This window comes from Arthrobacter sp. Z5-13 (assembly GCF_056499105.1).
In genome coordinates this window covers 2,071,456-2,085,354 of the sequence record NZ_CP096460.1, presented here as the reverse complement: position 1 = coordinate 2,085,354, position 13,899 = coordinate 2,071,456, and the positions used below count along the sequence as shown (strand labels likewise).

Below are 13,899 nucleotides of genomic sequence, written 5' to 3'. Positions count from 1 at the left end.
GTGGGAAGATGCCAGACATGACCGGCAAGGGTAATACTGCAAAGCTTCACCATTACGTGCCCCAGGGATACCTTCGGGGATTCGCTACCGAAAAGGGGCGAATCGTTGCCTTGCCCCTCGATCGCTCCCGGACATCGTTCACCTCATCAGTTAAGAACGTAGCGGCGCAAACGCACTTCCACACGGTAGACGGCCTAGAGGAACCTGACGAGTTCGAGAAAGCGTTGAGCGGCGTGGAGGGGGAAGCCATCAGCATCATTGGGAAGCTCGAAGAGAGCAGGTTCCCTCTGTCAGAAAGCGATCGGTGGACGTTCTCCTACTACATGGCCCTTCAGAGCGTGCGCGGACCGGACACTCGCAAGACTATGGAACATCTTCGGGCTAAGTTCGTCCGCGTCGAGATCGGTGCCGGCGGGCGTAAGAACGTTGGTAATTGGACCAAGAAGAATCTGGGCTTCGATCCGTCCCCCGAGCAGGAAGATCGGATCTGGGCCGAGGCGACTCAGCCTGGCGGCCCCCCGATCAGCTTTTCAAACTTTGCGCATATTCAGCAAATGGTGGATACGGCTGAAAAGTTGACGCCCTACTTCGCGGCCAGACCGTGGAGCATAGTGCGGTTTGAGCAACGGTCCCTGATCACCTCGGACGCCCCGGTGAATCTGATCCCGAATCCAAAGGATGCGGCGTCGGAAGGTGTGGGTTTCATGACGGCATGGGGCATTACGTTTCCCCTCACACGGAAGCTCGGGTTGCTCATGAGCGACCCGACGGTGATGCTTGACGGACTCGAATCAGACGACTCACGAGTCCAGGAACTCAGAGGCGCTATTATTCGCGGGGAAGCTGACCGCATACAAACGGGCACAACAGCCATAGAGAAGCTCTTCAACGAACATTTGGCGCACTCCGCAAGGGAATATGTTTACCACCATCCCGAGGACGCGAGGTTTGTCCCGGATGGCCTCCCCGAGCCGAACCTCATCAACATGACTGCAGGTGGATTCATGGACGCGGAGTTCGATGGCGAACCGTGGTTCGGGAAGTCGGAAACGCCGGAAGTTATGGATGAAGACTTCTATAGGACGTGAGCACCCCGTGCGTTCCTTCATGGTCCGCTTCTTGAATTTCGGACAGAAAGAGCGCGGAACGCCGCAGGAGAACCGCCAAGGCGACTCACCCCTCGCCCAAGCCCGTTTCTCCCAGGCCTACGGCTTGGTCGACACCGCACGGCTGCACTGGACGCAGGCAATCACGGTGGTTGCTGCCTCACACCAACGGCAGCCGTCAATGCTGACGGAGAAGGAACGGGCCCAGTACCGGCTCTCCCTCGCTCTCAGTGGCGAGGCCTCTGCTCAGGCTGTCAACCTGATCATGGCCGGATCCGGAGCGACCGCCCACGCCTTGCACATCCGCTCCAGCGGATCCAGCGCGACGTAAGCGTCTTGCTCAACCACCCAACCTTGACTATGGATCCGATACTGGAACAGGCGGGCCGTGGCCTCCTCGGCCTGACCATCGCCACCTTCTAGCCGCGCGTGCTCCGCCTGAATTGCCTAGAAGAAGGGCCCACCGATCCCACCTGGTCGCTGAACACGTCCTTGATCAAACCGATCATTCTGGACAGGTGAAGTGCCAAGAATCTAGCCCGCGAGACCTCTCGCAGCGCCCCGTGCAACGACGAGCGGCAACACGCCGGCTTTCCAGGTTCTGCAGACCCACGTCCAGCTGGCCGGAGCCTCGATCCCAGTCATCATGAGAGCGAACCGCGGTAGCGGGCCACCATGGATCGTGATGTCCGAAGGGCGCCGTTCAGCGCCTGCTGGACCCTCAATTCATTCTGCGTGCTCAGACGTCCGCGCGGCGAGCGTACGAGTCTCGTGCGGCTCGCCAATGAGGGCGCTTCCCGTCAGCCAGTCGACCATCCGGCTGACCGTCCGCTGGGCTCCACTGGTCTCGGGCTCATTGAGATGACCGTGGTAGACCCCCACTTCACGAATCACGACTGTGTCGACGCCGGCTGTGGCGAGTTGTGCGGCATACGCTTCGCCGGAAGCACGGAGGTCATCGATGTCTGAATTAACGATCAGGGTCGGTGGCAGACCCTCGTGGACGCCATAGGCCGGGAAGGCGTAGGGGTCCGTGAGGAAGGATGCCTCTCCCACGTAGTTGAGATTGATCTTTTCAGTGGCGTCCGGCGGGAAACGTCGCTCTGAAGGCATCTGGCTGAGCTTATTTGCGAGTTCGGCGGACGGCGAGGGGAGCTGGGAGTGCAGTACCGGGTAGATAAGGACGTTCGAGTGCGGGAGGAGGGCGTGACCGTCACGCGCCTGCAGGCTGACGGAGGCAGCGAGGTTGCCTCCGGCGCTTCCACCGCCGATGTGCCAGCGGTCGCTTGGGACGCCTAGGCCCGAACGCTCGGTAGCCCATCGCCAGGCAGCGAGGCAGTCGTCGCTGGGGATGGGGAAGTGGATACCGTTGTTCGCTAGTCGGTAATCGACCGAGACGACAGTCACCCCGGCCTCCGCGAAACGCTGAGAGACCCAGTGGGCTTCGGGTACTTCAAGGTCATTGAGGTGGAAGGCTCCCCCATGGATCCAGACGATCCCGATGCCTCTGGGAGACGGCGGCTGATAGACCCTTACGGGGACGGGCCCATGAGGGCCTGGAATTGGTTCGTCATTCCAGGTGATGCTCTGTGCGGACATTGTTCTCCTACTTGAAATGGATTGTGTGTGAAAGGGGCGGTCACCTCAAACACGTGGGCAGGCGGTAGTTACCTTGATGGGGAGGCATGTCGGATGTTGGACGGCCGGCGACGGCGGCCGGGCGAGATTCCTAGGAGACCGATACGGGAGCGGATGGTGCCGAGATAGCTGCCTGATCCCTTGAACACTGCGGAAGAGAGCGCCGGGAACAGCTCCTGGTTCCAGGCTTTGTACATCGGCCGGCCGATTGCTCCGCCTTGTAGCTAGTACAGCCCAGCGCTCGTGATCGGGGTGGGGCGCCACCCAGCAGCGCGCCGGCGGCAATCATGAAGGTCAAATCGCCGATAGCCTCCCGACGTCATCTCCTGTCAGGTCGAACTCTGACTGCAGGAGCACGATCGCGGTCCCCGAGCCGGCGGTCGCCGCAGCATCCAGATATGAGGCCATCCCCAGAACTGCTGACATCCACCAGGCCTGGCGAAGGGTGGGTCCTGACATCCCAATCCTCATGATTCTCCTTTGAATACCTAGCGAGACAGGACTTTCGCTGCTTACTAACACGAGACAGTAACAGCTGTTAGTATACGATGGCAAGAAGTTGGACGACCCGAAACCTGAAGAGGAAATTCGTGAACGCACGCCGTAGAGTCACCAGTTACGACGTCGCCGCCGCCGCCGGAGTGTCCCGCACCACCGTGAGCTTTGTCCTCAATAACGCTCCCAATCAGTCCATTCCAGATGCGACGCGCCGCGCCGTCAGGGAGGCCGCACGCTCCCTTGGCTACACGCCGTCAGCCGCGGCGAAGACGCTGCGGGCCGGTTCCAGCCGCCTTGTGCTGTGCATCACGGCGGATTGGGAGCCTTCCTCGCTGATGGATGAGGGCCTTGCCTTGCTTACCCAAAACCTTCGGGATGCCGGTTATGCGACGGTTATCGCCAAGTCGGCCGAGGACCCTGCCAGCCTCGATATTCTTTGGCAATCCATTTCCCCGGCGGCCGTTGTCGCGATGTTCGACCTGCCCTCCGACGCACGCCAACGCACCGAGGCATTGAACGTCCCGCTGATCGAAGCGTTTTTCCATTCCTTCGGTTCCCGGGATGACCCAGACAATATTCAGATCGATGCAGGAGCCCTTCAGGCCGACTATGTCATCTCCCGGGGCGCGACCCGCATCGTCTATGTTGCGTCGCCCGCCGTTCGTGACGCCGGCATCCGTTCCGACCGTTTTCGCGGAGTTACTTCGACGGCGGCGGCCCGGCACCTTCCCGCGCCCCGTTTTATCGAGGTGGCGAACGCGGAAACAATTGACGACACCACAATCCAGGACATCGTGGACGGGCATGACCGTGACCGGCTGGCGGTCTGCTGCTATAACGACGACACCGCTCTGCGCGTCATCACCGCCGCCAGGCGGATCGGACTCGAGGCGCCCCGCCATCTCAGCGTGATCGGTGTCGACGACTTGCCCATGTCCGCCGTAGTCGCACCCTCAATCACCAGCGTCCGGTTTGACATCCCCGCTCATATGGCGAGCGTCGCCGCCAGAGTAAAGACTGCGCTTCAAGTCGCTGCCGAGAATGAAACCGGACAACGGCCGTTCAGCCACGTGGTTCCCCGAGAGTCAGCATAAACCGACGGCCGTGATCGGGTTCACGACCCGGGCCCGCTACGTGCGTGTGCCCTTGCCCCCTCACCTGGAGCATCAAACGGGGCCCACATTCTCTTTCGCACCGGCACTTCCCAGGTCCAGGGCAGTCGGCAATCCTCCTTCTCACTCCGCCGTCCGCAAAGTGAGGTGCGGCAACCCCCAGCACGTTGGTGCCCCCGATTTCGCCCAGACTCTTGCCACCCCAACTAACAGCTGTTACTGTCTCGTGTTAGTAGAATGAACCGATTCACTTCCGGTCTTGGAGACAGGGAATGATCCGGCAAGCATCTCGACTCTCGCCAGCTGCATTCAAAGGAGAAGCATGACGATGCGTGCATCATCGACCATCCATGGTCCAGGTGTCCCGGTCGCGCTCACGCGGATCCAAATCTTGAACCCCACCGAGCTCTCAGAGCAATCACACTGGAAGTAGTGACCCTTCAAACGATGGGGCTGCAACGCTGCCGTCCCATCCAGGATCAGGAGTACAAAAATGGTTGATGTAAGCCGCCGGAATTTCAACAAGGTCTTTGCCCTGGGCAGCCTCAGCGCGGTGATGCTGGCCGCTGCGGGATGCACCCCCGGTACCGACCCGTCGGGCGCGGGCAGCGCTGGTGCAACGTCGCGGACGCTCACGTTGGGGCTGGACCTTGAGTTTGGTTCGTTCGACCCGTCAAAGGTCCAAAGCGGCGGCTCCGTCATCCAGGTCTGGCAGAGCGTATTCGACACCCTGCTGCGGTTGGACCCGGACGGCACGGTCGTTCCGAACCTGGCCGAAAGCTACCAGTTCAACGACCAGCACACCGAGCTGGTGATGAAGCTCCGCAAGGGGGTCAAGTTCACCGACGGGACGGCAGTTGACGCCAACGCCGCCAAGGTCAGTTTGGAGAATATGAAGAACGGCAGCGGCTCCGACGCCAGCCGGCTCGCGAATGTGACCGTCACCGCGCCGGATGACATGACCGTGGTCCTCGCATCATCCGAGCCCAACGGTCTTCTCCCGACCTTCATGTGTTTGGCGCCGGGCATCGTCGCGAGCCCGGCTTCGCTGACCGCTGCCGACCGCGACCAGAAGCCCGTCGGCTCCGGCCCCTACACTCTGGACGCCGCCGCGACGACCAGCGGAGCGACCTACTCCTTTGTCCGGAACCCGGACTACTGGAACAAGGACGCTTACCCGTTCGACAAGGTGGTTTTCAAGTCCTTGATCGACATCAGTGCCCGGGTTAATGCGCTGAAGTCGGGACAGATCAACGGCGCCCCAGCCACTTCTGCGACGGCGGCCGAGCTCCGCGGTTCAGGGGCAAGCCTCATGGAAACCAAGCCGGCATGGGCCGGCCTGTTCATCGGCGACCGCAACGGCACGGCCGTTCCGGCCCTGGGTCAGGTGAAGGTGCGCCAGGCCATCAACATGGTGTTCGACCGGCCAGCAATCCTTAAGGCGTTGTTCCAAGGATCCGGAACGGTGACTAACCAGATCTTCAACGAACAGAGCGACGCTTACCTGCCGGACATGGTCGACCAGTATCCGTATGACGTCAACAAAGCCAAGTCACTGATGGCCGAGGCCGGATACGAAAGCGGATTCGATCTGAAGATCCCTGCACTCGCGGGCTTTGATTTTGCGAATCCCCTCATCACCCAGCAGCTGGGGCTCTTGGGGATCCGGGTGACCCAGGAAACACTCTCCGGGCCTCAAGCCATCTTCGAGCTCCTCAGCGGCAAGTACCCCATCTTCTATTTCGCCCTGGAAAGCCGGACCGCATTGTGGGACATCGTCCAGGCTGTGGCGCCCAGCGCAATTTGGAACGTCAACAAAGCCCAGGATCCTGCTTTGACTCCACTGATCGACAAAGCGCAGAAGCTTGAGGGCAGCGAAGCCAAAGCGAATGCCCAGGCCATCAACAAGTTCCTGATCGAACAGGCGTGGTTCTGCCCCTGGGTCTTTCCAGGCTCTTACTACGCCACCGACAAGAAGACTTCGCCGCAGCCGGTAATCGGCAGCGCCGTCCCGTACCTTTACACGACCAAGCCCGCATAAGAACCCCCTGCGCAGCCACGCGGAAATCCTGCCCCCGTTCTAGGACAAAAAATGCTGACCTTCCTCGCACGAAAAGTCGTCTCAGGCCTGATCCTGACCGTCGTCGTCACCGCCGTAGCATTCATGCTGATCTTCAACGGCGGGCCGGCCATCGCCCGAAACATCCTGGGCCAGAACGCCACAGACGGCCAGGTTGCCGCCAAGGTGGTTGAACTTGGCCTGGATCAACCTGTGCTGCTTCAATACTTCCACTGGCTGAGCGGGCTCCTTCATGGAGACCTCGGGGCCAGCTACTTCAGCGGTGAGCCCGTGACGAGCATGATGGCGACCCGGGTCCCGGTTACCTTGTCACTGGTGCTGGTTTCTTTGGTCTTCACTGTGCTGCTGAGTGTACTGACGGGCGTGGCCGCCGCCATCAGGGGAGGCTGGCTGGACCGCGCGCTGCAGATCACGGGCATCCTCGGAACGGCGGTTCCGAGCTTCATTATTGCCATCGCCCTGGTGTTCCTGTTTGCGCTGGCCTTCCCTGTCTTTCCAGCGACCGGCTATATTTCCCCCGACTATGACACCGCCGGGTGGGCCCGGTCCTTGGCCCTGCCGGTTCTGGCTGTCCTCGTAGGTTCGGTCGCGAACGCAGCCCTGCAGTTTCGGGGGGCGGTGATTGATGTGATGGGCCAGGACTTCATCCGTACGCTGCGCACCCGGGGGATCAGTGAACGGCAGATCACCTTTAGGCATGCTTTGCGCAATGCGGCAAGTCCCGGGCTGACGATCCTGTCGCTTCAGACCATCGCCCTCATGGGCGGCGTAGTCATCATCGAGCAGGTATTTGCCATGCCGGGAATGGGTCTGCTGACTACCAGCGCTTCTCTCCAGGGTGATATCCCCGCTGTGATGGGCTGCGTGCTTTTCACCATACTGGTCGTCATCATCGTCAACCTTTGCGTTGACCTGATTAATGGCGCAGTCAATCCGAAGGCAAGACTGTCATGAGCGTTGAAAACCTGACCCGAACTCCGCCGCCTACAACGGGGGTGGTCCCTGTGAAGAGGTCGGTAATCCAACTGGTTCTCAGGGATCCGCTGGGTCTTGCCAGCAGCATCTTTATCCTGCTAATTCTCCTCTGCGGGTTTCTGGCTCCTTACCTGGCTCCCTTCGACCCGAACTTCACCGACCTGGCCCTGACCAACGCACCGCCCTTTGGCAGCCAATACATCCTCGGCGGCGACCAGGCGGGACGGGACATCCTTTCCCGCCTTATGTTCGCCACCGGAAGTACGCTTGCCGGGTCTGCCGTGCTGTTGCTGGTTTCAGTGGTTCTGGGCGTATCGGCCGGTCTGATCGCAGGCTACTACGGCGGCATCTTTGATGCCGTAAGCAGCTGGATAGCCGACGTTATCCTTGCACTGCCCGGCATCGTACTGCTGATTGCCCTGTATGCGGTGATCGGCCCCTCCACTTTGACCGCGATGGCGGTGTTCGGTGTGCTTGTCGCACCTTCGTACTTCCGCCTGGTACGGTCACTGGTCGTCAATGTCCGCCATGAGCTGTATGTTGACGCCGCCAAGGTGGCCGGACTGACCGACCTGCGGATCATCTCGCGTCACGTGCTGCGGGCCGTCCGGGCGCCCATTATCATCCAAAGCGCTTTTGTGCTGGGGGCCGGCATCGCCATCCAGGCAGGCCTGGAGTTCCTTGGTCTGGGAAACCCTGCGCGTCCTTCCTGGGGCGGCATGCTCCGGGAGGCATTCAACTCAATCTACCTCGCCGGTATCAACATTCTCTGGCCAGCATCGCTGGTTGCCCTGACCACTCTGGCCTTCGCCCTGCTCGGCAACGAGATCCGCGACCGACTGCAGGGTGCGGGCTCACGCAGCCATGAACTGAAACCCTCGGTCATCAGGAAACTCCGTGACGAGTCCTCCCGGCTACAGATCCCTGACGGCGCTGTTTCGGCAGTTGCAAAAGAAACGGGTCAAACTCCTCACCTTTCCATCAGCAACCTGGTGGTGGCCTACCCCGACTCGGCCAGCAGCGTCCGGGAAGTGGTCCGGGGCGTGAACCTGGACGTACAGAAGGGCGAAATCCACGGCCTGGTCGGGGAATCCGGCTCCGGCAAATCCCAGACGGCGTTCTCGGTGTTGGGCATCCTGCCCAAGGGAGCCCTCGTGCTAGGCGGGCAGATTCTCTACCGCGGGGAAGATCTGCTGGCATCCGGAACGCTGCAGAAGAATCTGCGCGGGAAGAAGATCGCCTACATTCCCCAGGAGCCCATGTCCAACCTCGATCCGGCCTTCGCTGTCGGGAGCCAGCTCATGTACGGACTGCGGGCAGTGAAGACAATCAGCAAACAGCAGGCACGGGCAGAACTGATCGAACTCCTTGCCCGGGTCGGCATCAGCAATCCGGAACGGACCTTCCATTCCTACCCGCACCAGATTTCCGGTGGCATGGCGCAACGTGTCCTGATCGCAGGCGCCATCGCCGGGGATCCGGAATTCATCATCGCCGACGAACCCACCACTGCCTTGGATGTCACGGTGCAGGCCGAAGTCCTGGAACTGCTGCGCGAACTCCAACGGGAGCGCCAATTGGGCATGATCCTGGTGACACACAACTTTGGCGTGGTGGCTGACATCTGCGACCGGGTCAGTGTAATGCAGCAAGGCCGGATTGTTGAAAGCAACTCCACCCGCGAATTGTTCGCCGACCCCAGGCATGAATACACCAAGATGCTCCTCGGGTCCACCCTTGACGGTTCCGAGCTTCGAGCCCCACTCACCCCCAGCCGTGTCCAAGGAGCCTGAAATGACATACTCAGCCGCGTCCTCCGTTCTGCGGATCGAAGACCTCCGGGTCGACTTCCGCCGCAAAGGACTCCGCAAGAAGCCAGTGCAGGTCATCAATGGTGTGTCGCTGGACATAGCACCCGGCGAAACCCTGGGCCTGGTCGGAGAATCCGGTTCCGGAAAGACCACCATCGGCAGGGCCACCCTGGGGCTGGCCCCGGTATCAGGTGGCCGGATCCTTTTCGAAGGAAGAGACCTGACGGGGCTGAAACCTGTCCAGCGGCGCAAGACGGCCAGGGATATCCAGGCTGTCTTCCAGGATCCATACTCCTCGTTGAATCCCGCCATGACGATAGAGGACATCCTCTCCGAGCCGCTGCTGGACATGGGCCGCAAAGCTGGGCTCGAACGCGTGCGGGAGTTGCTGGACAATGTGGGCCTGCCAGCCGACGCCGGACAGCGCCTTGCCCGGGAATTCTCGGGAGGCCAGCGCCAGCGCATCGCCATAGCCCGGGCACTGGCGCTGTCACCGAAACTGATCATCTGCGATGAGCCGACCAGCGCGCTGGACCTGTCCACCCAGGCGCGGGTTCTGGATCTCTTTCTGGACATCCAGGAACGCACCGGAGTCGCCTACCTCTTCATCACCCACGACCTCGCCGTCGTTCGCAGGATGAGCCACCGCATCGCAGTACTGTTCCACGGTGAGGTTGTGGAACTGGGCACAGCGCAGCAAATCACGGAGGCGCCCGAACACCCCTACACGCAAAGGCTCCTGACCTCCTCCCCGGTTGCAGATCCGGCATTGCAGGAACAACGCAGGGCCGAAAGGCACCGGGTGCTGGACCTACAGCGGCAGCAAATTGGGCAAGGCGGCGGCAACGAAAACATGTGGGTCGCCTGACCTCTTCCTTCTCCCACCCGGTTTCCACACCACTGGCACTTCAAACTTAGGAACGCTTATGACACAACTCCCTTGGAGAGCGACCATGATCGCGCCCAATGAGGACTTCGCCGGGGCCCCTCTCCTGCGCAAGGAATTCACCTTGGCTGCCGGACACGGCAGCATGCAGCGGGCCGTTCTACGGGCCAGCGCCCTTGGCATCTTCGAAGCCTTTCTCAACGGGACACCAGTCGGACCCGATGTGCTCAGCCCCGGGTGGAGTTCATATGAATGGCGACTGCGGTACCGCACCTACGACGTCACTCCCCTACTGGAACAAACCTCGGTCCTTTGTGCATCGCTAGGGAACGGCTGGTACCGGGGACGCCTTGGATTCATGCAGGGCAGCCGGTTCTACGGTGAGGAACTAGGGTTTATTGCGCAACTCGATATCACTTATGCCGACGGATTCACCCAGACCATCACAACTGACACCACTTGGGAGTCCGGACCGTCAGCGGTCCTCAGTAACGACCTGTACGACGGGCAGACAGTAGACGCGCGCCTGGTGGAAAACAGCTGGCTGAGGCCGCAATTTACCGGAGCGCAATGGCTCGGAACCCACACCCTGCAATTCGACAATGCAAAGCTCACTGACCCGGTGGCCGCCCCTGTGATTCGCCACGAGGTCCTCAAACCCGTCAAGATCCACCGGTCCCCCAAAGGCAAGACCCTGGTTGACTTTGGCCAGAATCTGGTGGGCTGGCTCAGGTTCACAGTCAAAGGGAAGCGGGGAACCACCATCAGCATCCGCCACGCAGAAGTGCTCGTGGACGGGGAACTCGGCACAGAGCCACTGCGTACAGCAAAAGCGACCGACGCCATCATCCTTTCCGGCAACGAGGACCGCTACGAACCCACCAAGACCTTCCATGGCTTCCGCTACGCAGAAGTTGAAGGCTGGCCCGGCGAGCTCACCACCGAGAGCCTTGAAGCAGTTGTCGTGCACACCAAATTACAGCGAATAGGCACTTTTACCTGCTCCAATGACCTGCTCAACAAGTTGCACCAGAACGTGGTGTGGGGCCTCCGAGGGAATTTCCTCGACCTTCCCACCGACTGCCCCCAACGTGATGAACGCCTGGGGTGGACCGGGGACATTGCAGTCTTCACCCCCACCGCATCGTTCCTCTATGACGTTAAGGACTTCCTCCAGGATTGGCTCCTCGACCTTGCCGCCGAACAGAAAGCAGCCGACGGCCTGGTCCCTCTTACAGTCCCGGATCTGCTGAAGTACGAAAAGATGCCCGAGCACTTCCCTACCCCGGACTCCACTGCGCTCTGGAGCGAAGCCGCCGTCTGGGTGCCGTGGGCGCTCTGGGAAGCCTACGGAGACAAGGCCGTCCTGAGCCAACAGTACGACTCCATGTCGGCGCACACGTTCCGGGTCGAAGGGCTGCTGTCAGAAACGGGTCTGTGGGACGCCTCCGTACAGCTCGGTGACTGGCTTGACCCGGATGCCCCGGCGGACAAACCAGACGCCGCCAAAGCGGACAAGGGGGTCGTAGCCACTGCCTGCCTCTACCGAACATCAAGGATGACAGCCCAAGCGGCGCTCATCCTCGGAAAAGACGATGACGCTGACCGCTTCACTGCCCTGGCCGAACGGGTCAAAGCCGCCTTCAACAAGCACTACGTCAACGAGGACGGCACGATCCTCAGTGACTGTGCCACCGTCTATTCCCTCGCGATCGCTTTCGACGTCCTGGATACCGAGGAAAAACACCGCCTCGCCGGGCAACGGCTGGCCGGCCTTGCCCGTGAGAACGGCTATCGCGTCTCCACCGGGTTCGCCGGAACCCCCTTCATCACCACGGCGCTCTCAAATACCGGACACCTGGAAGCGGCATACAGCCTGCTGCTGGAAGAAGAATGTCCGTCATGGCTGTACCCCGTCAAAATGGGAGCAACGACAATCTGGGAACGCTGGGACTCCATGCTGCCCGACGGAACGGTCAAACCCGGAGGAATGACCAGCTTCAACCACTACGCGCTGGGTGCGGTTGCCGACTGGATGCACAAAACTATCGGAGGCCTCGCTCCCCTTGAACCCGGCTATGCGAAAGTCCGCATCGCACCTCGCCCAGGGGGCGGTATAACCTCAGCCGCGACATCACTGATGACGCCCCACGGTCTGATCGAGGCGACATGGTCACTAACGGCCGAAGGCATCCTGACCGTCGAGGTAACAGTTCCCGACGGGATCACAGCACAGGTCGAACTTCCGGACGGGGCACAACACTCAGTTACCGGCGGCTGGTACAGCTTCAGCAGCTCGCAATTGGCCACAACTGGGGAAGAACGATGACTCAGCCCTTTCCTCTTCCTCGATCCACTCCATCCGCGCAAGGGACACGGGCAACCGCCATCATGGCCTTTCTTGACGAACTGGGATCTGCCCCGGACGTCGAACTGCACAGCCTGATGGTCCTTCGCCACGGCCAGGTCATCGCCGAAGGCTGGTGGGCACCCTACACAGTGAGCGGACCCCAACTGCTCTACTCCCTGAGCAAAAGCTTCACGGCTACCGCTTTGGGATTCGCTCTCACCGAAGGCCTGCTAAGCCTGGACGATACCGTCCTCAGCCATTTTCCCGAGCTGCTGCCGGACATCACCGACTCCCGCAGCCGCCGGATTCTTGTTCGGCACGTTGCTGCCATGGCCAGTGGGCATTCAGAGGAAACCCTCGACCGGGCAGCCGAGGCTGACCCTGAAGACCTGGTCCGCGGTTTTCTCCTCATACCACCGGACGCCGAACCGGGAACCCGCTTCGCCTATAACCAGCCCTGCACCTACGTGCTGGGTGCGCTCATTGCACGCGCTTCCGGGCAGTCTCTCACCAGCTACTTGCGTCCGCGCCTGCTTGATCCACTTGGGATTGGCGACGTCGGATGGGAATGCGATGACACAGGGCAGGAGTTGGGCTACTCAGGCCTGCACGCCACAACGGATGCCGTAGCCCGACTAGGTCAGCTCTATCTGCAGGAGGGGTTGTGGAACGGCCAACAGCTTCTGCCCCCCGAATGGATAAGGGAGGCAACCCGAACCCAGATCGACACCAGCGATCAGGCCAGCCCCGATTGGCAACAGGGGTACGGATTTCAGTTCTGGAACTCCCGGCACGGATACCGCGGCGACGGCGCTTACGGCCAGTTCTGCATCATACTGCCCGAACACGATGCGGTACTGGCGATCACGGCAGCAACCCACGACATGCAGAAAATCCTGGATGCCGTATGGCAACATCTGTTGCCGGCCATGGAGCACGACGTTCTAGCAGAAGCCGCGGCTGATGACCTCCTGCTTCGCCGGCTAAGCCACCTCACGGTGCCCCCATTGACAAGAAGCGACCACCCACCCCTTCGGACAGCGGCGGAGTGGAAACATTTCATCGGCAGCCCGGCCGGAGACGGCCCACTGACTGAAGTACGCGTGGGACACCAAGGAACCTCCTGGAAGGTGAGATTCACCGGCGGTCCGGCAGGAGACCAAACGATCAGTCACGAAGTAGCGCTGCAGGTCAGCTGGAGGTTCCCGACGCCGGCAGATCTGGACGGAGCCTCGGCTCCTGTTGCGGTTTCAGGGGGTTGGTGCGACGACGGCGTCCTACAGTTCGACATCATATTCCCGGAAACACCACACCGTCTGCAAGTGACGTGCCAACTGCCGGACCACGTATCAGTGTCTTGGAAGACTGAACCGCTTGGAACCCAAAACATCCACAAACTGCGTGCACCACCACCACTGAATCAGGCACTTAACAGGTAGTTCC

General features: G+C 61.0%; 11 protein-coding genes. 9 read left to right on the top strand and 2 right to left on the bottom strand.

Going from position 1 to position 13,899, the window contains the following annotated elements; all coding sequences use genetic code 11:
• The first annotated feature begins 8 nt into the window (after positions 1-8).
• Positions 9-1,088, top strand: a complete 1,080-nt coding sequence (locus M1E02_RS09925) for a DUF4238 domain-containing protein (protein ID WP_479377857.1) — start codon at positions 9-11, stop codon at positions 1,086-1,088.
• Positions 1,066-1,437 carry a hypothetical protein gene (locus tag M1E02_RS09920; RefSeq protein ID WP_479377856.1) on the top strand — a complete coding sequence of 124 codons (372 nt, stop codon included), beginning with the start codon at positions 1,066-1,068 and terminating at the stop codon, positions 1,435-1,437. The genes M1E02_RS09925 and M1E02_RS09920 overlap by 23 nt, the downstream gene beginning before the upstream one ends.
• Positions 1,438-1,832: 395 nt before the next feature.
• Here the strand turns inward: M1E02_RS09920 and M1E02_RS09915 are convergent, their stop codons facing one another.
• Positions 1,833-2,705 carry an alpha/beta hydrolase gene (locus tag M1E02_RS09915; RefSeq protein ID WP_479377855.1) on the bottom strand — a complete coding sequence of 291 codons (873 nt, stop codon included), beginning with the start codon at positions 2,703-2,705 and terminating at the stop codon, positions 1,833-1,835.
• A 333-nt stretch (positions 2,706-3,038) separates the two neighbouring features.
• A complete protein-coding gene (locus tag M1E02_RS09910) occupies positions 3,039-3,203 on the bottom strand; it encodes a hypothetical protein (RefSeq protein ID WP_479377854.1) in 165 nt (54 codons plus the stop codon).
• Positions 3,204-3,334: 131 nt separating this feature from the next.
• Between M1E02_RS09910 and M1E02_RS09905 the strand changes: the two genes are divergently transcribed.
• The 7 genes from M1E02_RS09905 to M1E02_RS09875 all read left to right on the top strand — a co-directional run bounded on the left by M1E02_RS09905 (position 3,335) and on the right by M1E02_RS09875 (position 13,895).
• On the top strand, positions 3,335-4,336 hold the full coding sequence (locus M1E02_RS09905) for a LacI family DNA-binding transcriptional regulator (RefSeq protein ID WP_479377853.1): 1,002 nt from the start codon (positions 3,335-3,337) through the stop codon (positions 4,334-4,336).
• 511 nt (positions 4,337-4,847) lie between these two features.
• The gene (locus M1E02_RS09900; RefSeq protein WP_479377852.1) at positions 4,848-6,395 is read left to right on the top strand and encodes an ABC transporter substrate-binding protein; all 1,548 of its coding nucleotides are present in this window, start codon (positions 4,848-4,850) and stop codon (positions 6,393-6,395) included.
• 51 nt (positions 6,396-6,446) lie between these two features.
• Complete coding sequence (locus M1E02_RS09895; RefSeq protein WP_479377851.1) at positions 6,447-7,388, top strand: ABC transporter permease; 942 nt, start codon at positions 6,447-6,449, stop codon at positions 7,386-7,388.
• The gene (locus M1E02_RS09890) at positions 7,385-9,202 is read left to right on the top strand and encodes a dipeptide/oligopeptide/nickel ABC transporter permease/ATP-binding protein (protein ID WP_479377850.1); all 1,818 of its coding nucleotides are present in this window, start codon (positions 7,385-7,387) and stop codon (positions 9,200-9,202) included. The genes M1E02_RS09895 and M1E02_RS09890 overlap by 4 nt, the downstream gene beginning before the upstream one ends.
• Position 9,203: 1 nt before the next feature.
• A complete protein-coding gene (locus tag M1E02_RS09885; protein ID WP_479377849.1) occupies positions 9,204-10,088 on the top strand; it encodes an ATP-binding cassette domain-containing protein in 885 nt (294 codons plus the stop codon).
• Positions 10,089-10,146: 58 nt separating this feature from the next.
• Positions 10,147-12,435 (top strand): alpha-L-rhamnosidase, encoded by a 2,289-nt coding sequence (locus M1E02_RS09880; RefSeq protein ID WP_479377848.1) that lies wholly within the window; start codon positions 10,147-10,149, stop codon positions 12,433-12,435.
• Positions 12,432-13,895: a serine hydrolase domain-containing protein gene (locus M1E02_RS09875; protein ID WP_479377847.1), complete on the top strand. Its 1,464-nt coding sequence runs from the start codon at positions 12,432-12,434 to the stop codon at positions 13,893-13,895. Before M1E02_RS09880 ends, M1E02_RS09875 begins: the two co-directional genes overlap by 4 nt.
• The last annotated feature ends 4 nt before the right edge of the window (positions 13,896-13,899 follow it).

Excerpts from the sequence above, each read along its gene's own strand:
- M1E02_RS09900 (WP_479377852.1), top strand. The coding sequence starts at position 4,848 with ATGGTTGATGTAAGCCGCCGGAATTTCAACAAGGTCTTTGCCCTGGGC.
- M1E02_RS09925 (WP_479377857.1), top strand. The coding sequence starts at position 9 with ATGCCAGACATGACCGGCAAGGGTAATACTGCAAAGCTTCACCATTAC.
- M1E02_RS09885 (WP_479377849.1), top strand. The coding sequence starts at position 9,204 with ATGACATACTCAGCCGCGTCCTCCGTTCTGCGGATCGAAGACCTCCGG.
- M1E02_RS09875 (WP_479377847.1), top strand. The coding sequence starts at position 12,432 with ATGACTCAGCCCTTTCCTCTTCCTCGATCCACTCCATCCGCGCAAGGG.
- M1E02_RS09895 (WP_479377851.1), top strand. The coding sequence starts at position 6,447 with ATGCTGACCTTCCTCGCACGAAAAGTCGTCTCAGGCCTGATCCTGACC.
- M1E02_RS09880 (WP_479377848.1), top strand. The coding sequence starts at position 10,147 with ATGACACAACTCCCTTGGAGAGCGACCATGATCGCGCCCAATGAGGAC.
- M1E02_RS09920 (WP_479377856.1), top strand. The coding sequence starts at position 1,066 with ATGAAGACTTCTATAGGACGTGAGCACCCCGTGCGTTCCTTCATGGTC.
- M1E02_RS09915 (WP_479377855.1), bottom strand. The coding sequence starts at position 2,705 with ATGTCCGCACAGAGCATCACCTGGAATGACGAACCAATTCCAGGCCCT.
- M1E02_RS09910 (WP_479377854.1), bottom strand. The coding sequence starts at position 3,203 with ATGTCAGGACCCACCCTTCGCCAGGCCTGGTGGATGTCAGCAGTTCTG.
- M1E02_RS09890 (WP_479377850.1), top strand. The coding sequence starts at position 7,385 with ATGAGCGTTGAAAACCTGACCCGAACTCCGCCGCCTACAACGGGGGTG.